Origin of the sequence: Agarivorans sp. QJM3NY_30 (assembly GCF_050870855.2) — a bacterium.
Taxonomy (GTDB): domain Bacteria; phylum Pseudomonadota; class Gammaproteobacteria; order Enterobacterales; family Celerinatantimonadaceae; genus Agarivorans.
Window position 1 is genome coordinate 3,769,887 of record NZ_CP194038.2, and the last position, 18,704, is coordinate 3,788,590.

Sequence of the window (18,704 nt, forward strand, 5' to 3'; positions counted from 1 at the left end):
ATTAATTAACTTAAGAGTGAATATTTATGTCAACATAGTAAATTTATAATACAAAATTAATAATCTTCACTATGCAATTATCAAGCTATATTCACATGAGAAGCTTTATTTGGAGTTCAAACCTAATTGGACTCGCTTTCATCTGTATATTTGCGTATCAAGACATCGAAGACAAAGCGAGCACGCACTCCGCATCGGTCTACCGACAACTCAATTCAATGATGAGTGAGGTAAAAGACTTATATAGCACTTCATTTAAAGATATCCATTTACCCGAAGACTGCCCTCTGTTTACCCAGCAGGCAACCAATACCATACTCAACAGCTCGGTGGTGAGAAGTGTTAGCTGGGTGTATCAGAAAACATTACTCTGCAGTAGCTTACCCAATTATCAAAGCGTGTCACTTTCCCCCAAATACAGTGCGGCCCAACATCAACAGATATTTTTTGTTCCGCAGACCATCTTTAGTGTTAATTCTCAGATTGCAGAAAAAGGGGTGGTACTGATAACGATCTCGGTATCAAACGAGCACTATATTTATTTTGGCATACACCCTCAGCATCTCATGGGGTTGTTAGAAAATGTTGAAGCAAACTTTAATAGTTACTTAAAGCTAGGAGATTACATTTTTAGTCGTTCATCTATCAGCCAAGTCCAAATGTTCAAAAAACTGGCTAAGCCACGTTATAGCAATGACTTGTTTCAGGTCTATTATCAATATTCGTTAAAAACTTATCTGCAATACCTCTTCAACAAATTCGGCATACTCATGGCACTATGGCTCATTATCAGCACTGTTGGAGCAAGAGCAGTTTATAACTATATCGACACCTTCAATTGGCTAAGTTTTAGTATTTCACGAGCCATAAAAAATAAGCACTTTACCGCTTATCTACAGCCCGTATTTGATGCCTCTGGCCTGCCAATTGGCGGTGAAGTGCTAGTGCGCTGGCAACATCCAAATAAAGGACTGATTTTGCCGAGTGACTTTGTTGGCGTCGCAGAACAAACAGGGCAAATCAGTGCCATTAGTAGTCAATTATTTCAACAAGTGAGTATCGCCTTAAACAATATTCCCGAGGTCAATCGTAAGCCCTTACATATCGCCTTCAACATCTGTCCGATCCAATTAACCGAGCCCGTTTTTTTTACCGATTGCCAGCACTTTATCGAAAACTTTGCCAAATATGGCTATGTTTTGATCGTTGAACTCACGGAACGTGAAGAACTCCCCAATGGCGATGAGTATCTTGTCGCGATCGAACGATTGAAATCAATCGGCGTGAAAATGGCCCTCGATGATTTTGGTACTGGTCATTGTTCTCTCAAATATCTACATCAAATCGACACTGATTATTTAAAAATTGACCGGAGTTTTGTGCAAGCGATCCACGATGCCCACAAAATAGAGTTACTAGAAAATATTATCGACCTCGCTCAACGCCTAAAAGTGCAAACGATTGCCGAAGGTATAGAACAACAGTGTGAGCTCGATTTTCTGCTCAGTCGAGGGGTAAACTATTATCAAGGCCACTACTTTGATGGACCGCTCGCGCTCGCAGCGTTTATCCAAAAATATGGTTAATTGATCAAGGTAAACGGTTTTTTGCTACCTTATGCTACGTAATAATAATTTTGCGAGATCTTACAATTATTTTACAGTGTGACCGATCAGCGATACGAACAGATAAGAACGGCGACATCATCGACAATAAATTAACTTGCATATCATCGTTTATATCAACATAGTATGTAAAAAAGATAAAGCGCCGCACATCGTCACTATGCAATTATCGACCTATATCAGTAGCAGAACCTTTATTTGGATTTCGAACTTTTTTGGACTCGCTTTCATCTGCCTGTTAGCCTACCAAAATGTTGAGAATGAAGGGATGGCCCACTCCGCCGCCATCTACCAACAACTCAATTCAATGACCAAAGATATGAATAACTTTTATGAGTATTCATTTAAAGATATGCAAATGCCCAAGGATTGCCCGCTGTTTAAGGCTCGAGCAGAAAATGCGGTATTAAGTAGCTCCAATATAAGAAGTATCAGTTGGGTAAATCAACGACAAATACAATGCAGCACACTACCCAACTATCAAGATATTAAGCTCTCGAACAATAATCATGCTGCGCAATCAAAACGGATGTTTTTTGTCCCTTCAACTATCTTTGACGTCTATGATCAAGAGCAAGAAAAAGGCGTGGTACTAATTGCCATCCCAGTTTCCGGTAGCAACTTTATCGATTTTGGAATACACCCACAACATATCAAAGAAATACTGGAGAATGTGGAAGGCAACTTCAATAGCTATTTAAGGATCAACGATTACATTTTTAGTCATACCAGCGTCGTCAAGGTAGAGGACTTCAATACGCTACCTCAAGCCAGTTATGGCAATGACTTATTTCAAGTGTACTACCAGTACTCCCTAAAAACTTATGTACACTACGTGTTCAACAAATTTGGTCTTATGATAGCGCTATGGCTGGTCATTTGTAATATAGGTGCAAGGGCGGTTTATAAATATATCGATGCCTTTAATTGGCTTTCTTTTAGTATCGCTAGAGCGATTTGTTATAAACAGTTTACGGCTTATCTTCAACCAGTGATTGATGCCTCTGGAAAGCTGAATGGCGCAGAGGTATTGGTGCGTTGGCAGCATCCTACCAAGGGGCTAATATTGCCCGCAGACTTTGTCTCTATCGCCGAAAAAAGTGGTCAAATTAGTGCCATTAGCTCACTATTATTTGAACAAGTGACTACCGCTCTGATCAACATTCCAGTCGCCAACCGTAAGCCCTTACATATCGCATTCAACATCTGCCCTGTGCAATTAACAGAACCCGCATTTTTTGTGGAGTGCGAACGTTTCATCAAGAACTTCGCCGAAGATGGACACACGCTCATCATTGAGATCACCGAGCGTGAAGAACTCCCCAATGACATGCTGTATTTCACCGCGATTGATAAACTAAAGTTAATCGGCGTAAAAATTGCCCTCGATGATTTTGGCACGGGGCACTGTTCATTAAAGTATTTACATCAAATCGACACCGACTACTTAAAAATAGACAGGAGCTTTGTACAAGCAATTCATGATACTCATAAAATCAAATTGCTGGAAAATATTATCGATCTGGCCCAACGTCTGAAAGTACAAACCATCGCCGAAGGTATTGAGCAGCAGAGTGAACTGGATTATCTACTCAGTCGTGGTGTTAATGCTTATCAAGGTTACTATTTTGACAAACCGCTACCACTCGTAGAATTTATGAAAAAATATACTTAGAATATGCTCAATGAAGAATAGCTCATCAAAGGCATGTAGCGCATACATATATATGCACTCACCGCTGTTTTACAGTTGAAGTGCGCTCAATCACCACAAATATGCCCTTCCTATAAGCGCTTCGCTGACACCGCCGGTTAAGCTTGTGTGTTATTTTTCAGCCATTTGGTGAAGATTAGATTGGCACCCGCAACCGTCTTCGCTATATCGTTCTCGGCAAAGAAGATAATAAAGCTGTAAAAATAGTCAATTGCGGTGTCCGAAGAATTCAATTCAAGGCTTTTACGTTTTTATCTGCGTCGCTCACAAGAGGACCTCTCGGCTTACCGCAATAAAAAACGTGCACTCGGCAAAATTCAACAGCCCTATGCATGGCTCACTAAAGACCTTTCCGAAAAAGTAGCTTGCTGACGAGCTTGTGCAATACAGGCCACATTATCTAATGGAGGTAATACCTCAACTTGCACATCACTCAGATTCATTAACTGCTGAGCACGCTTAAACAATGCTTCCATCAGAACAGCCTCTAATGGCTTGCTCGTACTTAAGGACAATACCCATCCACGCTGGTGAGCAATCATCGCGGTCAATAGCGCATCAAAAATACAACTTGGGATCGCACAGCTGTGTTGATCCAGTACCGCCTTACTACTACCGCGACTAATATTAATTGCCGTGGACATCGTTAAACTTTGCTGACACCGAGAGAGGTGTTCATCACAGCTCATCTCCTGACTATTTTGATTTAAGCGTCGATAGCGAGGGCCAAATTCGTCGACCAAAATGGCTAAGGCTTCAAGAAAGTCATCCACGGCCCCCCCCTCATGACTTGAGAGTTGTTGTTCGACAAACACAAGTAACGACCCGTCAATAAAAAGCTCATCTCGATGTTGGTAACCTTGAGTGCTGTGGGGTGATATATTCATGGTTAACTTCCTTATACTAATCATTATTCTGTTGTGTTGAATCAAGCGCCGCTCAACCAAGCTTCACCTTTAAGGTAACGTCCATACACAACTAAATAAAATTTTACTTTTCAATATAAGGTATAGATTTTATGAATAGTAATCGCTCAACGGTCAACCACAGTACTCGCAAAGGTCGATAACGAACGCCGCAACCATTGATGCGCCTTCGAATGTTGCAGCAAAGGACTCCAAATCATCTTAATTTCTATGGGGACAATTTGAAATGGGACTCGAACCAATCGTAACTGAGGATCATCTTTGTATAACATGGCCTGACGGCGAGGCAGTGTCGCAATCAGCTTAGGTTGCCTCAACAGCCAGGATGTGAGGCCATAGTGACGGGTATAAACTCGAATATTGCGCGTTTTATCCAGTTGCGCGAGCGCTTCATCAACCCACGAAAATTGCTGCCCTCCTCTATTGTTCACAAGCGAAGTTTCCGCTCCCCAACCCGTTTGGTTTACCCAGATGTGCTCTGCCGTCAAATAGCTGTCTAGATCGAGCGCCTGCGCATAAGGATGCTCCTGATGTACTAAACAGCAAAAGTTGTCACGCCAAATACTCGATTGATGAAAAGTCTTCGGTAAACTGGTAAAGCGGTTCAAGGCTAAATCAATGTGGCCCTTTTCCATATCGGCCAGTCCAATATCACCCGGTCCATACAAGTCGAAACTAAGATTAGGCGCGCACTCTAACAAACTTTGAATAAATGGTGCTAACAAGGCTGCCTCAATATAATCGTTACACATTACACGAAACGTAAGCCGACTTTGTGCGGGCGAGAAGTCTTTATCTGGTTGAGTTATTTTTTCCGCCAGACTCAATAAACTCACGATCTCAGGTTTCAATTTGGTCGCTTTTTCGGTGGGACTCATCCCTTCTGCAGTACGCACCAGCAAAGGATCATCGAACAGCTCACGCAAACGCTTTAAAGCATTACTCATGGTAGGTTGAGTCAAAGCAAGCTTATTCGCCGCACGAGAGACGTTACGCTCTTCTAATAGCACATTTAAATACACCAAAAGATTCAGATCGACCTTCTTGATATTCATTTTGCATATGCCTTTTAAAAAAACCATTAGTGATTTCTATTATTAACGGCGACAAAGCTTAGAGTAAAGCGATGATTGCTAGCTTTCACACATTAGGTCTATGCTTTGTTTGAACACCAAAAGCGTCATTTAATCATCAGCGAGTAAAGCTTCTAGATTAAAGGCCGATAAGCAACAGCACGCTAAAACTTATCCGTCTACCTGACGATCCGTTTTGATTAAATAACAACCTAAAGGTAAACAACCATCAATCAGGACCAACTCATCGCTCATAGCCAACGAGATGCGGCTAATTTACTCTATGACAACGCTTTTTCGGGAGTATTGATTTCAATAATTGCCTCCTGCATACTCGTGTTCGCCTTTAATATCCCCCAAATTGAATCGTTTAAACATGCTTGGTGGCTACTCATGAGCAGTTTGTTATTGTTGCGTTTAATCGATTTATGGTGGTGGAAACGTCACCAGCAAAGCACCAAACTCGATGAAGTAAAAGCGATTCAACGCTTTATTATCGGTGCCAATCTAACCGCTTTAATGTGGTCGACCTATATTGTGTATGTGATCACCAGTAAATACAGCTCAGATCTCGATCTAAGTACACATATGATTATCGTTGCCGCAATGGCTGGCGGCTCGGCCACGACTCTGGCTGGACATAAATATACCGCCATGTTTTATGCGTCGAGCACGGTTGCGTTTCCAGCCTTAGCGCTGTTGCTCTCAGGTCAGTACGAGCGACAGGTCTTGGGCATGTTAGGTATTATTTGCAGCTTAGCGATGTTAGTCGTTGCCAAACGCAATGCAGCATTCACTCAGCAAGCAATTATGCTAAAAAACCAAAATGTCACCTTAGTCCAACAGATGGAAAAAAAAGTAGAACAACGCACACGGACTATTTACCAGTTGTCAAATCTAGACCCACTCACGGGTCTATTTAATCGCTCCGCATTTTTACAGCATTTAGCACAACAACTTCAACAAAGTGCCCAAGCCAAGCAACACCTTGCGCTGCTATTTATTGACCTAGATGGCTTCAAAAAAATTAACGATGCCATCGGTCACGACACCGGAGATCAGGTGCTGACCAATACCGCGACTCGATTAAAACAACTAGCCACCAACCAACAATTACTTTGTCGTTGGGGCGGCGATGAATTTCTATTGGCACTAGAAAATAGCGACCATCAACCCGCCATTGCATTAGCAAATAAGGTGATACAAACACTCTCAGAGGCCTATAGCTTTGAAAATAATCGTTTATCGGTGGGCGCTACGGTGGGGATCGCGTTTTATCCTGAACATGCCCAAGATGAACACAGTCTTATCCGTTTAGCCGATACAGCGATGTATGCGCAAAAAAAACTAAGTCCTTCTACAGTGGGCCTATTTTCGCAACAATTAGAGCAGAAAATTCACCGAGAATTACGCCTGAAAGATGGACTGAGTCAGGCCATCGATAAACAACAATTCAGTTTAGTGTATCAGCCTATTTTACGCTCTTCCGATAAACAAATAGTATCCTTCGAAGCGCTAATCCGCTGGCAATTTAATGGTGAATGGATTTCACCCGATGAATTCATTAGTATTGCCGAGCAATATGGATTAATTAGAAAAATAGGCGTCTGGGTGTTAAATTCAGCCTGCCAAGAAGCCGCTCTTTGGCCCGCCCAACAGCAATTCGCGGTGTGTGTGAACGTATCAGTCATACAACTTCAAGATCAGGACTTTATTGAGATTGTTGAGCACGCATTAAGTGCGAGTCAACTACACCCTGAACAACTACATATCGAGATGACCGAATCAGTGTTCACCTCCGATATTGTGCTGCTCTCGCAGCAAATTAAAGATCTACAAGATAAGGGAATAAAGGTTTCTATCGATGATTTTGGTACGGGTTATTCTTCATTATCAATAATGCAAGACTTAGCGGTTAATACCGTGAAAATTGACCGCTCATTTGTCAGTCGTATGGAAACCAATGGCTATGCCATCATTAAAGCCGTGATGCATATTGCCAAGTCCCTGAACCACAGCGTGGTTGCCGAAGGCATAGAAACCGAACGGCAAATGAATCAATTAACCGAGTTAGGAGTTGATTACTTGCAAGGCTATTACTTCGCAAAACCCTTGCCTGCCGAACAAGTTAGACAACTGATAGAACCATCCAAGCTAAATCACTGAGCCTGGCACCCAATTAAAGCTCAATAAAACCAACTGATCCTTTAATGATAAGCCTCCGTAAATGTTATAAACGGAGGAATGCGATGCGCCTTATATTTATCAGCTTGTTATTTATAAGTCTTAGCGGCTGCTCAAACAAACTTTTCTTTTCCCCTTCAAAACCGGACACCATCAATCCAGAAGTTCGTTGGATGAAGTCTCGTTCCGGTAACGATATCGCCTATCTGTGGCTTCCTCGCAGTCAACAGCTTGAACCTGCAGGCATCATCGCCCACTTTCATGGCAACAGTGGGCACATGGAACAAACCAAAGAAAAAGTTGATTGGTTAATCGAACACGGCTACGACGTCATGGTTTTTGATTACTCTGGTTTCGGCCACTCTAGTGGTCAAGTCAGTGACCAAGCTGCCTATTTAGACGCGCTTAGTATATTAGATTACTTTGAGCAGCTTGCGCTCCAGTCGCAACAAGCCAGCTTTATTATTGCGACTTCCACCGGCGGTAATATTTTGATGAGAGCCTTAGCTGATAACCCAATTCAAATCGACGGTATGATTATCGATTCATCCTTTAGTAGCTATGTTGAAGAAACCAAATACATCCTAAATAAAGGTAAGTTAAGTCAGCTTTATGCTTGGCTGGCAGGTTGGTTAATGCGGGATGACTACGCCAGTGCTGAGTCACTGTCTCGGCTCCCAGGACTCAACTCGCTGGTGATTCATTGTGCTTCAGATCAAGTGGTCCCTATCGAAGCTGGAGAAACGATTTACCAGCAACTTAAAGGCAACAAGGATTTTTGGCGGCTCGAGTCCTGCGCGCATGCGCGAGCCCTGACCCGTGACCATCCCGAACATCAGCAACGAATCATCCGCTGGCTAGCAACCTCGCGAGAAAGCGACACGGCAACGCTAGACCAACAATTTGCCAACAATCTCAACTAAGCGCAATCGCAATCTCCGAGTCGGCCGACGTAGTCAACACCACTGCCACGGATTTAGAGGTGGGCGTGTCACTCAGGTCACCCTTGCTCATTAGGGGAACAAGCGGATTTGCCTCTGGAAAATAAGCAGCAACATTCCCTTGTGGAATATCATATGCGATCAGTTTAAAACCCTTCACCTTGCGTTCAATATTATCGGCCCAGAGGGTTTCAATATTAACCAAAGCTCCTTCTTTAAAGCCAAGTTCAGCGATATCGAGCGGGTTAATAAATAATACCTCTCGCTCATCGTAGATCCCCCGATAACGGTCTGCAAAACCATAAATAGTGGTATTGTATTGATCATGAGAACGCAAAGTTTGTAACACAAAAATACGATTATCACTCAAGGCTCGCACTTCAGCACTAATAATATTTTCGGGGAGTGAATGACAGGTGATTTGAGCTCGATTAGTCGCGGTGTTCCAAATTCGTCGACGCGCGCTATTACCTAAATAGAAACCACCAGGTTGCTGTAGGTTCTGATTAAAACGTTCAAAACCAGGAATCGTTTGCTCAATGAGATCCCGGATCCGATCATAGTCTTCCACCAGCGACAACCAATCAACTGGCGAAGCCCCAAAGGCCGCATTGGCAATACCAGCAATAATCGCTGGCTCAGAGCGCATATGTTCACGACTTTCATCAATTAATCCAGCAGAAGCATGAACCATTGAAAAGGAGTCTTCAACCGTCACTCGCTGTGGACCTGCGAGTTGCTCATCGACATCTGTGCGACCTAAGCAAGGTAAAATGAGAGACTGTTGACCAGGGGTAACATGAGTACGATTGAGTTTGGTGGCGATGCTCACCGTGAGCTCACAGTTGGCCAAGGCTTGAGTACTTAATGCCGTATCAGGCGCGGCAGCAACAAGGTTTCCACCGAGTCCAATAAAGACCTTACTTTTCCCTTTGAGCATCGCCGTTAAAGCCTGCACTACATTGTGCCCCGGTTTCTTTGGTGGCGTAAAGCCAAACACCTGCTCAATGCTTTCAAGAAAGGCGCTGCTGGGACGTTCATTAATGCCCATCGTTCGATCGCCTTGCACATTCGAGTGACCACGTACTGGACACAGACCTGCACCATCTTTACCAATCTGACCAAATAAGAGTTGCAGGTTGGTTAATTCATGGATGGTGGCTACTGAATGTTTGTGTTGAGTAATTCCCATGGCCCATGCAATGATCACTCGGTCTGACTGATGATAAATATCTGCAGCCGATTCAATTTGGGCTTGGCTGAGCCCCGATTGCTCAACAATCTTCTGCCAAGAAGTCTGTTCGACTTCAATCAAGTAACTTTCTAAACCTTGAGTATGTTGCTTAATAAAATTCAAATCGAATACGCTATCGCCGTGCAGCAGGGCCTGCTGATGACGCGCCAACAACACCTTAACTATCCCCCGAACCGCTGCCATATCACCACCTAACTTAGGAGTGAAATAATGACTGGTAGTTGGACTTGAGCCGCCGCTAAGCATTTCTGCTGGTTTTTGAGGATTGGCAAAACGCTCCAATCCACGCTCTTTTAAATTATTAAAGGCTACCACCTTGGCACCACGATGCGTTGCGTGAGCCAGTGTTTCGAGCATTCGCGGGTGATTGGTTCCAGGATTCTGACCAAACAAAAAAATGGCATCAGCCATCTCAAAATCTTCAATGGTCACAGTGCCCTTACCAGTGCCAATACTGCTACTAAGCGCATAACCACTAGCTTCGTGACACATATTTGAACAATCAGGGAAATTATTTGTGCCCAAACGACGGCCGAACAGCTGATATAAAAATGCCGCTTCATTACTCGCTCGTCCAGAGGTATATAGCTCGGCTTGATTAGGGGTTTCCAAGCGATGCAAATGCTTTGCAATCAATTGAAAAGCCTCATCCCAAGCAATCGCTTGGTAGTGACCACTCTGCGAGTTATAAACCACGGGTTCCGCTAAACGACCTTGATATTCCAAAAAGTAATCACTCTGCTTGGCAAGCCAAGCCACCGAATGCTCAGCAAAAAATTGGGCATTCACGCGACGCGACGAAGCCTCCCAATTCACCGCTTTAGCACCATTCTCACAGAAACGAAAAGTGGCCCGGTTGCCCTTTTCTCCCCAAGCACAACCGGGACAATCAAAGCCATGGTCTTGATTGGTCTTTAACAAGGTTTTTAAATTTTTGGCTACATTTTCACTTTTAACAAGATGTTTTGCCGTACTCGCTAAGGCAGCCCAGCCTCCCGCCGCCCCCGTATAAGGTTTATGACTCATCAATATTCACCTACTTATATTTAATCCGCCAAGGCGCGTGATACACGTTAAACTGCTTTGTTTTGGTAAAACCAATTAAACTAATATTAAACTGCCGTGCCACCGCTAAGGCTAGACTCGATGGTGCCCCTACCGCGACCACCACTGGAATATTAGCGCGTACTACTTTTTGCATTAACTCAAAACTCACCCGACCACTTAACACTAAAACCGAGCGCTCGGAATAACAGTCCTGTAATAACAACTGCCCCAACACTTTATCGACGGCATTATGTCGACCGATATCTTCTTCTACAATTAACCACTGCTGATCCGCGAAATACCCCGCACCATGCACAGCTCCTGTTTGAGGATAAAGCGTTTGTAAACCTTGTAGCTGACTAGGCAGTTGATAAAGCAACTGCTCATCGAGCCATTCAGCGCGACAATCGATGCTCGCTTGATGACTTAATGCCAGAGCTTGAACACTACTTTTACCACATAAGCCACAACTGGAATAGCTGGCAAAGTTACGCTGCAAAATAGACCAATCAGGCACCAAGCCTTTAACTAGCTGCACTTCTATATGATTGGTTTGGTTTAGCGTGGCGTCCGCTTCGCTCACAAACTGTAGCGCCTCGATCTCGTCAAGACGACTAATAATGTTTTGACTAAACAATAAACCGATGACAAGCGCTAAATCATCACCGGGCGTGCGCATCGTTAAGCTCAGTTGTCTTGTTTGATAACATTGTTGCTTCGGGCAATAAGATGTCAAATTCAGCAGCAGAGGCTCTTCGATAGCGATTAAATCGGGACATAAAATCGGCTCAGCTTCGCGAGTATCATTAAAGCGCATCAGCGAAACATCACCAAGCCCGTGCTCTAAAATAGTGCTGTGGGATAATTGCTCGGGCATTGCAGAAAGGCAAGCCCACTGAGAACGGCGTTTAGGCTTTAACATAGATTACCTGCTGTAAGATACGAGTCCGAGCGAACACTCTCGACTGCTACACTAGGGCCTGTTGAATTTGAGTATCGATCTTCTCTTCCAGATAAAAACAAGCGCCAAAGCTCGACGACCACTAATCTACAGGTTAATCAAAAGCCTAGGCCAAGGCTAGTGCTTTTATCAACATTACATCAAGTTATGAACTAGTTAACAACTTATGAATCAGTAAGATAACCAAGTCCTTACTCACAGCTTTAAACAAACACCATAACCGCGGCTCTGCTTGCGCTTCACAAGCTTATTGGTTCACTATTTTCTTGGCCTAAGTTCAAGCATCACCGCTGCATGATCACTGGCTTGACTGTCGATGGAAAAATCGGCGTGAGTGAGATGACGATCAAAGCATTGATAGCGCACAACTTCGGCCATTTGTTGCTGATAATCTGGGGCAAACTCTGCCGACAACAAAATATAATCAAGTACACTGCCTTGCCCTCCCCAGTAATGAGTGGCAGGCCGCAAGTCGGTCTGCAGACTTAAAGCAAAACCATCATGCAAACGCCAAGTATTTTCCACTCCTACATTATGAGGCTGGGGACAATCAAAAATATGCGCTAGCGCTCCCGCCGACAAGTCATCATTAAAGTCTCCCATGATGATCACAGGCTCAACTTTATGGCGACGACAAGCAACAATATCTTGTAGCAATAAACGAACTTCTTTTGCCCGCAAATTATCTGCCTTCCAGCGCCCAAGATACTCATCAATATCACTAATGGGCTCAGGTAAGTCATCTAACATCGGTCGTTTAGATTTTAGATGTAGCACGTAACATTTAACCCAGGCAATCCCTGGCAGCTTTATTCTCGCCACTAGCGGCTGTCGACTAAATTGCTCAGATCTTGCACTTTGATACAAACTCACTTGCCGCAAAGGATACTTACTGGCCAAAGCTAAGCCGGGTTTACGATAAACATAACTTGTCTCATCTAAAACGCTAGCAGTCGCCAGGAAATAGGGATAGCCTAATTGCTGACACTGCAGCGCGAGCGCCTCTGCGCTAAATACCTCTTGAAAAGCCATCACATCGGGCTGAGCTTGATGAATCAAGCCCATTAACCACGCTTGCTTTTGCTGCCACTGCTGGCTATCGAGGATATTATCAAACTCGTAGGCAGCATAAGGCGGCGCCACATAGTTCAATAAATTGAGACTTAAAATTTTGATACAGATTCCTTAGTGCTTGGTGTTGCCTATTGCCACCGAGCCTGCTGAGCGCCCCTTCATCACGAACGTCCTATAAGCTTAAATAGCTTTGAGACTAAAAGTAAGTACAAACTTCAAATCAAAATAAAAGGTTCCCCTCACAACCGCTATGGATAGACTACAGATACCTAAGTGGCCACTGGCAATATAGTTTTGTTATGATAAGAAGCAATATCGGTAAATCAGAAAGTGGGGATAGATGTTAAAAGCAATCAGTGCAGCATTTGTCATAAAAATCGATGGGATCCGAGTTGAGGTGACAAAAGGCCGAGTGCCCGAGTACTTTATTCGTGAAATAAAACTACTTCAAGGCAATAGCGGCGCCATCAACGGTAAACTCTATGGCATGCGCCGAGGACGACAAATAAATTTAGAGTGTTCATCTTCGATCCCGGACAACATCTTACAACGCCTGCGTAATGTATGGCGCCCCAATCCGGACCCAAGCAATAATAATCAAGGTCGGCTGCGCCACTAATCAATCCGCTAAATCACTCCAGACTTGGCTCATCATCAATCGGCGTGGCGATATTACGAGATTGATAAAAATCATCGATCACCTGCCTAATTTCACCGGAATCGGTTAAACCTTGCAATAACGCGTCTAATTGCTCCCTTTCTACATACAAACTTGAGCGCTTAGAAATAGCAATATACACCGGCGTATCATTCCCCCCCTGAAAGCTGGCAAGTTTAAAGCGCCCCTTCCAAACCTTGCCATTAAGAGCAAAATGTCGACCGACTTCACCAACAATACAAGCATCCAGCCGCTTACGATATAACAGTTCTAAGCAAGCACTATTGTCATTTAAACTCACCTTAGTCATTTTGCTATCATGATCAAAAGGTTCGAAATAACGGGCACCTAACTTAACCCCAACTCTCAAGGCATACAGGTCCTTATAGCGAGCTAAAGGTAGTAATTCCTGCTTTCGCAAGACAAAGAAATGGCGAGAAGAATCTAGATAAGGGGGCTTCAAAAAATAAAGTGATTTCTCTCGGTCCTTGGTTTTATGCAGACCAGCACTAATATCAATACTTCCCAGCTCTAAGCTTCGCAAACGGCGAGCGAAGGGAAGGTAATGATTCACACTAGTCACACCCGATGCTTTTATAAACATGTCCATAATCGCTTGGCTTAAAATATATTGCTTATTTGAACGGCCAACCTGCCAACTTGACTGAGCAGCATGAGTCTTATTTGCCACCGTTAGCAATAAAACGACCCAGATTACCTTCCGCATGACTGAATGATGTTCCTTTGCATATAAAGAAAGCCAGTGAGTCACTACTATTAGTGACAAGCCCGCACGAAGTCAATCCTGTAATATATAAATTCGCTATATCGAGCTAACAAAATGGATTTTGCTACTCAAATTTCGATAACCTAATCTCGCTAGATTATATTTCAGCCAGCAGTAAACCCCTCCTATCCGGCTAAACACACAAAATCTCCAACCCTTAAACGAGTCCAAATTAGGCAGAATATTTAATAAGCATCAGAAATATCCCTTACCGTAAAAGTATTCCGCTCAAAACATCGGCCAAAACGCCCACCAGCTAGCTTGCTTGTTAACTGGGATGGTATTGCGACTTCGACAGCAAAATATATATAGATAATGGTTGCCTAAAATCACGCAATCGACGACGATCTACAATCAATAATTTGGGAGCAATAAATGTCTACTTCAGAAAACAACCTATCAGACTTTAGCAAGGCCGTGATTAAAGCTGGCGAGCTTTGGGTACTTAGTGCCGACGACGAGTTTGTAGTCGTTGATTCCATTAATTATGAAAATACCGACGTGATGCCATTGTTTTCAACGGCGGCCAAGGCTCAAGCCCTATGCCTTGATGATTGGAGTGAATACCAGGTTGTTTCCATCAATTTAGAAGAGTTTTTTGAACAATGGTTGCCAAACTTAGACGAAGACAAAGTCTTAGTGGCCATCGATCTCGATGAAAATTTAGTTGGCGAAGAAATCGAAGCCTTTCATTTAGCCAAACAGTTAGCAGCAGATGACGCAAAATGACCGCCAAATAAAGGCGCCCCAGAGATGACTAAAACGCCACTTAACAGTGGCGTTTTTTATGCTGTGGCGTAGGCCTTTCAAGCCAACTGGCAATCTAAAATCAATGATTGCCAGAGACGTACACAGCTAACGCTCACTCAGCAGCCCAAGCGACGCTATCTTAAAGCATCCTCTTGAGTTTAATTGGATGCACTTTCGCCGCCCACAAGCCAAGCTAAGCTGATCATGCAACTTTACGAAAAGTCGACAAAATCTGCGATATAGTTATCTAGCTGCTTTTTCTCGTTATATTCATCGATACGTCGGCGAACCCGAACATCACTTTTGGCTTTCTTGTTCTGCTTTGAATACTGAGCCTTATCTTCTAAGTCCCATTCATCTATATCATCAAACTGTGAGTATTTCATGACTCTTCAACCCAATTAAACATCTAATAATATCGGCACCTAACTTTACTAAGCGCCAGCGACTCGCCACGACGAGTACTAAAAATGTGCAATAAAACCGGCCATCGGTCAATACAAATTAAAATTGAAACAAAGCGACAGAAACGCACATAAAGATAACAAAAACAATCAGTTATTGATTTACCAAGAAAATAAGGCCCATCAATTTATCTTAATCGTGACGACAAATAAGCTTTGTTTTACCTACTAAGTGATCGCTGGCATCATCGCGCCAATTTCCAACAAACCGACTGATCTTTAACCCTTCTGGTATACGCTGATGCTACATTCAAATTCCCTCAACTCGCACGCTTCCGGACTGCTTTCCCCCTTAGCTGGCCTCGGTTTATTTGCGATAGCGACTGGCTACCTAATGAGCCTTTTACCGCTGGCTTTAAGTTATTTCGAGCTCGACAAATCATTAAGTCCTTGGCTTGCCAGTGCGTTTTACTCCGGGCTGCTACTCGGCGCGCTAAAAATACAAGTAGTGATTAATACACTGGGGCATCGACGGGCACTTATCCTATTCTTCAGCGGGATTCTGGTAACGGTTTTATTAATGCCACTCCTTTCGTACTCAAGCGTATGGTTAATCCTTAGAGGTATCGCTGGCGCAGCCACCGCAGGCGTATTTGTGGTGATAGAGTCTTGGTTATTGCTGGTCGATGATGACAAACAGCGCGCGAAGCGTCTTGGCTTATATATGGTGACACTCTATGCAGGCAACGCCTTCGGTCAACTACTTATTGAACACTTAGGCAGCCAAGGTCATCTCCCTTTTGTTTGTATTATCAGCCTACTCAGCTTGGCGATATTGGCGCCGATATTGAGCCGCAGCACAACACCACAAGTGACTCGACACCAGTCCTTGTCACTCAAAGCCATTGGCCAGTTAAGTACACCGGCAGTAATCGGCTGCCTAGTCTCAGGCTTAATTTTGGGCCCCATCTATGGGCTGATGCCAAGCTTTCTTAACGATAATGATTTATGGCAAAACCAACTCGGTCAACTGATGGCGACGCTGATTTTAGGTGGTATGTTAATCCAGCCTTTAGCTAGTTATCTATCGGCTCGATTCAGCAAGACTCTGCTTCAGGCTTTATTTTGTTTGATGGGGTTTGCAGCCGCCATTGCAATAACCTTGGCTAACTCTTTGCTGAGCCTTGGCCTCAGTCTATTTGCTTTGGGAGCCGCTGCATTTTCGCTTTACCCCGTGGCTATTTGTCAGGCGAGTCTTCAGGCTAAAGCCGAACATATTGTCGCCATTACCGAACTCATGTTACTCAGTTATAGCATTGGTTCGATCATTGGGCCGCTCATCGCTGGACTCGGAGAAACAACTATTGCTCGCTTACCGCTCTATTTAGCCGCAACTTTTGCCAGCACCTGCATCTATATGCTAATCGTGGCTGCTAAAAATACAGCTATCGCGAGGGCCATTTAGCGAGCAGCTGATTTAACTTAGCTTCAAAAACTTAAGCGCTAAGCTAACTCAGGAGGATGGTTGGCAATCCAATGTTCGGCGATTTGCTGACGAGTTGCCACCCAAACCTGCTGATGTCCTTGCACATAATCCAAAAATTTCTTAAGCGCTTGGAAACGTCCAGGTTTACCAATAATTCGACAATGTAAGCCTATCGACATCATTTTTGGGGCGCTATCACCTTCCGCATACAGACAATCGAAACTATCTTTTAAGTATTGGAAAAACTCTTCACCATGACTAAACCCATAAGGTGAAGCAAACCGCATATCGTTGGTATCTAGCGTATAAGGCACGATAAGATGAGGCTTGGAGCCTTGCTCACAGGGCTGCGATACCCAAAATGGCAAATCATCACCATAATAATCCGAGTCGTAAATGATATCTTGATGCTCGGCTAACAGCGCCCGAGTATTGGGAGAGTCTCGCCCTGTATACCAACCATTGACCGGCTTACCGGTTAATTGTTGCATCAAACTTAAGGCTTGTTGCATTTGCTCGCGCTCTTGCTCAAGGGGCATATGCTGGTAGTGGATCCATTTTAAGCCATGGCAAACAATGTCATGTTCCGCAGCAACAAGCGCCTTGGTCACATCGGGATTGCGCTGTAATGCTGTCGCAATAGCAAAAATAGTTAAGGGTAAATCACGCTGTTTAAATTCATTCAAAACTCGCCATACACCTGCTCTAGAACCATATTCGTACATCGATTCCATACTCATATGCCGAGCATTATAAGCTTCCGCACCAGCTATCTCGGATAAAAATGTTTCCGAATGAGGATCTCCATGCAATACACAGTTCTCGCCCCCCTCTTCAAAATTTAATACAAATTGCACTGCGATTTTTGCGCCTTTAGGCCAATTGGCGTGAGGCGGCTGACCAGCATAACCGCGCATATCCCTTAACGGAAATCCTTGCTGTTGACTCATGTTGATTCCTTTTTAATCCAACCATTATTGAAATAACCTCGGGCATATTCACTCAAGGCTAAGCCATACTTAAGTACTCAAACCCAACGGCCCATCCGAAGCACCATTAGCCAAACTTAAACCTCTGGAGAAAACAAGCGGTCAAAGTCTATCGACTGTTGGGGACGGGGCTCCAAACAAAGACTTTGCCGAATCATCTCCAGATGTTGAGTCATCCACGCCATCGCTTGCGCACTATCCTGCTGTTCCAATAAGCGGAGCAATTCAGAATGATTCCCACAATTGCAGCCAACGCTATGCTTTGATCCATAAACCGCAATAATTAACGAAGAACGATAGACCAGTTGTTGCACAAATTGACTCAAACTACGATTGTGAGTAATTCGGGAAAGTTCGATATGAAAATAAGCCGTTTGCAACACCAATTGGGCAAAATCACCTTTTTGTTTGGCCTGCCCTTCTTTGATGATAATGGCGCTTAAATTCTGTTGATGTAAGCGATTAAAATTAGCCATCACCATCGGTAACAACTGAGGTTCAATGAGACCTCGACTGTCAAAAATCTCCTGCGCTTCAGCAATACTCGGGCGCTTAACTTGCGCCCCTTTATTTGGCTCCAGACTCACCAAATGCTCCACCGCTAACTGCTGTAATACCTTACGGATCGCAGTACGACTCACCTTAAACGAGTCGGCTAACTTATCTTCGGGAAGGCGAGCACCAGGTTCAAGCTTTTGGGCGACAATCGCCGACACAATTTGATTATGTATTTTTTCGTATGGGATCATCGAAGCCACTATTACCAATCGTATACAATCAGACTAATCCAATTTTTTATTGGATAGCAATCACTATTTGCGCTTAATAAT

At 43.7% G+C, this 18,704-nt stretch carries 16 protein-coding genes; 7 read left to right on the top strand and 9 right to left on the bottom strand.

Translation table 11 applies throughout. The annotated features are described in order from the left end of the window. The first annotated feature begins 95 nt into the window (after nt 1-95). On the top strand, nt 96-1,586 hold the full coding sequence (locus ACRRSX_RS17160; RefSeq protein WP_432452000.1) for an EAL domain-containing protein: 1,491 nt from the start codon (nt 96-98) through the stop codon (nt 1,584-1,586). A 199-nt stretch (nt 1,587-1,785) separates the two neighbouring features. Next, nucleotides 1,786-3,300 (top strand): EAL domain-containing protein, encoded by a 1,515-nt coding sequence (locus tag ACRRSX_RS17165; protein ID WP_432451999.1) that lies wholly within the window; start codon nt 1,786-1,788, stop codon nt 3,298-3,300. Between the two features lie 365 nt (nt 3,301-3,665). Here ACRRSX_RS17165 and ACRRSX_RS17170 read toward each other — a convergent pair whose 3' ends face one another. Continuing rightward, nucleotides 3,666-4,226 (bottom strand): hypothetical protein, encoded by a 561-nt coding sequence (locus tag ACRRSX_RS17170; RefSeq protein WP_432451998.1) that lies wholly within the window; start codon nt 4,224-4,226, stop codon nt 3,666-3,668. Nucleotides 4,227-4,372: 146 nt separating this feature from the next. Next, nucleotides 4,373-5,320 (bottom strand): LysR family transcriptional regulator, encoded by a 948-nt coding sequence (locus tag ACRRSX_RS17175; protein WP_432451997.1) that lies wholly within the window; start codon nt 5,318-5,320, stop codon nt 4,373-4,375. Between the two features lie 411 nt (nt 5,321-5,731). On the opposite strand from ACRRSX_RS17175, the gene ACRRSX_RS17180 reads away from it, so the two are divergent. Together ACRRSX_RS17180 and ACRRSX_RS17185 are read left to right on the top strand one after the other, a co-directional pair. Next, entirely contained in the window at nt 5,732-7,504 is a 1,773-nt protein-coding gene (locus ACRRSX_RS17180; RefSeq protein ID WP_432451996.1) for a putative bifunctional diguanylate cyclase/phosphodiesterase, read from the top strand. Between the two features lie 83 nt (nt 7,505-7,587). Beyond that, on the top strand, nt 7,588-8,445 hold the full coding sequence (locus ACRRSX_RS17185; protein WP_432451995.1) for an alpha/beta hydrolase: 858 nt from the start codon (nt 7,588-7,590) through the stop codon (nt 8,443-8,445). On the opposite strand, the gene ACRRSX_RS17190 is transcribed toward ACRRSX_RS17185, so the two are convergent. The 3 genes from ACRRSX_RS17190 to ACRRSX_RS17200 all read right to left on the bottom strand — a co-directional run bounded on the left by ACRRSX_RS17190 (nt 8,438) and on the right by ACRRSX_RS17200 (nt 12,869). Then, a complete protein-coding gene (locus ACRRSX_RS17190) occupies nt 8,438-10,744 on the bottom strand; it encodes an FdhF/YdeP family oxidoreductase (RefSeq protein WP_432451994.1) in 2,307 nt (768 codons plus the stop codon). The two genes, ACRRSX_RS17185 and ACRRSX_RS17190, sit on opposite strands and share 8 nt — an antisense overlap. Nucleotides 10,745-10,754: 10 nt before the next feature. Continuing rightward, nucleotides 10,755-11,687 carry a formate dehydrogenase accessory sulfurtransferase FdhD gene (locus ACRRSX_RS17195; protein WP_432451993.1) on the bottom strand — a complete coding sequence of 311 codons (933 nt, stop codon included), beginning with the start codon at nt 11,685-11,687 and terminating at the stop codon, nt 10,755-10,757. Nucleotides 11,688-11,984: 297 nt separating this feature from the next. Then, nucleotides 11,985-12,869: an endonuclease/exonuclease/phosphatase family protein gene (locus ACRRSX_RS17200; RefSeq protein WP_432451992.1), complete on the bottom strand. Its 885-nt coding sequence runs from the start codon at nt 12,867-12,869 to the stop codon at nt 11,985-11,987. A 271-nt stretch (nt 12,870-13,140) separates the two neighbouring features. Here ACRRSX_RS17200 and ACRRSX_RS17205 point away from each other — a divergent pair, with 271 nt between their 5' ends. Continuing rightward, complete coding sequence (locus ACRRSX_RS17205) at nt 13,141-13,419, top strand: DUF3634 family protein (protein ID WP_432451991.1); 279 nt, start codon at nt 13,141-13,143, stop codon at nt 13,417-13,419. 13 nt (nt 13,420-13,432) lie between these two features. Here ACRRSX_RS17205 and ACRRSX_RS17210 read toward each other — a convergent pair whose 3' ends face one another. After that, nucleotides 13,433-14,185 (bottom strand): substrate-binding periplasmic protein, encoded by a 753-nt coding sequence (locus tag ACRRSX_RS17210; RefSeq protein WP_432451990.1) that lies wholly within the window; start codon nt 14,183-14,185, stop codon nt 13,433-13,435. Between the two features lie 435 nt (nt 14,186-14,620). On the opposite strand from ACRRSX_RS17210, the gene ACRRSX_RS17215 reads away from it, so the two are divergent. Next, the gene (locus tag ACRRSX_RS17215; protein WP_432451989.1) at nt 14,621-14,974 is read left to right on the top strand and encodes a DUF2750 domain-containing protein; all 354 of its coding nucleotides are present in this window, start codon (nt 14,621-14,623) and stop codon (nt 14,972-14,974) included. A gap of 233 nt (nt 14,975-15,207) precedes the next feature. Here the strand turns inward: ACRRSX_RS17215 and ACRRSX_RS17220 are convergent, their stop codons facing one another. Then, complete coding sequence (locus ACRRSX_RS17220) at nt 15,208-15,381, bottom strand: PA3496 family putative envelope integrity protein (RefSeq protein ID WP_432451988.1); 174 nt, start codon at nt 15,379-15,381, stop codon at nt 15,208-15,210. Between the two features lie 319 nt (nt 15,382-15,700). On the opposite strand from ACRRSX_RS17220, the gene ACRRSX_RS17225 reads away from it, so the two are divergent. Continuing rightward, on the top strand, nt 15,701-16,864 hold the full coding sequence (locus tag ACRRSX_RS17225) for an MFS transporter (protein WP_432451987.1): 1,164 nt from the start codon (nt 15,701-15,703) through the stop codon (nt 16,862-16,864). 38 nt (nt 16,865-16,902) lie between these two features. On the opposite strand, the gene puuE is transcribed toward ACRRSX_RS17225, so the two are convergent. Together puuE and ACRRSX_RS17235 are read right to left on the bottom strand one after the other, a co-directional pair. Next, nucleotides 16,903-17,835 (bottom strand): allantoinase PuuE, encoded by a 933-nt coding sequence (gene puuE, locus ACRRSX_RS17230; RefSeq protein ID WP_432451986.1) that lies wholly within the window; start codon nt 17,833-17,835, stop codon nt 16,903-16,905. A 116-nt stretch (nt 17,836-17,951) separates the two neighbouring features. Continuing rightward, nucleotides 17,952-18,623, bottom strand: coding sequence for a GntR family transcriptional regulator (locus ACRRSX_RS17235; protein ID WP_432451985.1), 672 nt, complete (start codon nt 18,621-18,623; stop codon nt 17,952-17,954). Nucleotides 18,624-18,704 lie beyond the last annotated feature (81 nt).

Excerpts from the sequence above, each read along its gene's own strand:
- ACRRSX_RS17160 (WP_432452000.1), top strand. The coding sequence starts at position 96 with ATGAGAAGCTTTATTTGGAGTTCAAACCTAATTGGACTCGCTTTCATC.
- ACRRSX_RS17165 (WP_432451999.1), top strand. The coding sequence starts at position 1,786 with ATGCAATTATCGACCTATATCAGTAGCAGAACCTTTATTTGGATTTCG.
- ACRRSX_RS17170 (WP_432451998.1), bottom strand. The coding sequence starts at position 4,226 with ATGAATATATCACCCCACAGCACTCAAGGTTACCAACATCGAGATGAG.
- ACRRSX_RS17175 (WP_432451997.1), bottom strand. The coding sequence starts at position 5,320 with ATGAATATCAAGAAGGTCGATCTGAATCTTTTGGTGTATTTAAATGTG.
- ACRRSX_RS17180 (WP_432451996.1), top strand. The coding sequence starts at position 5,732 with ATGAGCAGTTTGTTATTGTTGCGTTTAATCGATTTATGGTGGTGGAAA.
- ACRRSX_RS17185 (WP_432451995.1), top strand. The coding sequence starts at position 7,588 with ATGCGCCTTATATTTATCAGCTTGTTATTTATAAGTCTTAGCGGCTGC.
- ACRRSX_RS17190 (WP_432451994.1), bottom strand. The coding sequence starts at position 10,744 with ATGAGTCATAAACCTTATACGGGGGCGGCGGGAGGCTGGGCTGCCTTA.
- ACRRSX_RS17195 (WP_432451993.1), bottom strand. The coding sequence starts at position 11,687 with ATGTTAAAGCCTAAACGCCGTTCTCAGTGGGCTTGCCTTTCTGCAATG.
- ACRRSX_RS17205 (WP_432451991.1), top strand. The coding sequence starts at position 13,141 with ATGTTAAAAGCAATCAGTGCAGCATTTGTCATAAAAATCGATGGGATC.
- ACRRSX_RS17210 (WP_432451990.1), bottom strand. The coding sequence starts at position 14,185 with ATGCGGAAGGTAATCTGGGTCGTTTTATTGCTAACGGTGGCAAATAAG.
- ACRRSX_RS17215 (WP_432451989.1), top strand. The coding sequence starts at position 14,621 with ATGTCTACTTCAGAAAACAACCTATCAGACTTTAGCAAGGCCGTGATT.
- ACRRSX_RS17220 (WP_432451988.1), bottom strand. The coding sequence starts at position 15,381 with ATGAAATACTCACAGTTTGATGATATAGATGAATGGGACTTAGAAGAT.
- ACRRSX_RS17225 (WP_432451987.1), top strand. The coding sequence starts at position 15,701 with ATGCTACATTCAAATTCCCTCAACTCGCACGCTTCCGGACTGCTTTCC.
- puuE (WP_432451986.1), bottom strand. The coding sequence starts at position 17,835 with ATGAGTCAACAGCAAGGATTTCCGTTAAGGGATATGCGCGGTTATGCT.
- ACRRSX_RS17235 (WP_432451985.1), bottom strand. The coding sequence starts at position 18,623 with ATGATCCCATACGAAAAAATACATAATCAAATTGTGTCGGCGATTGTC.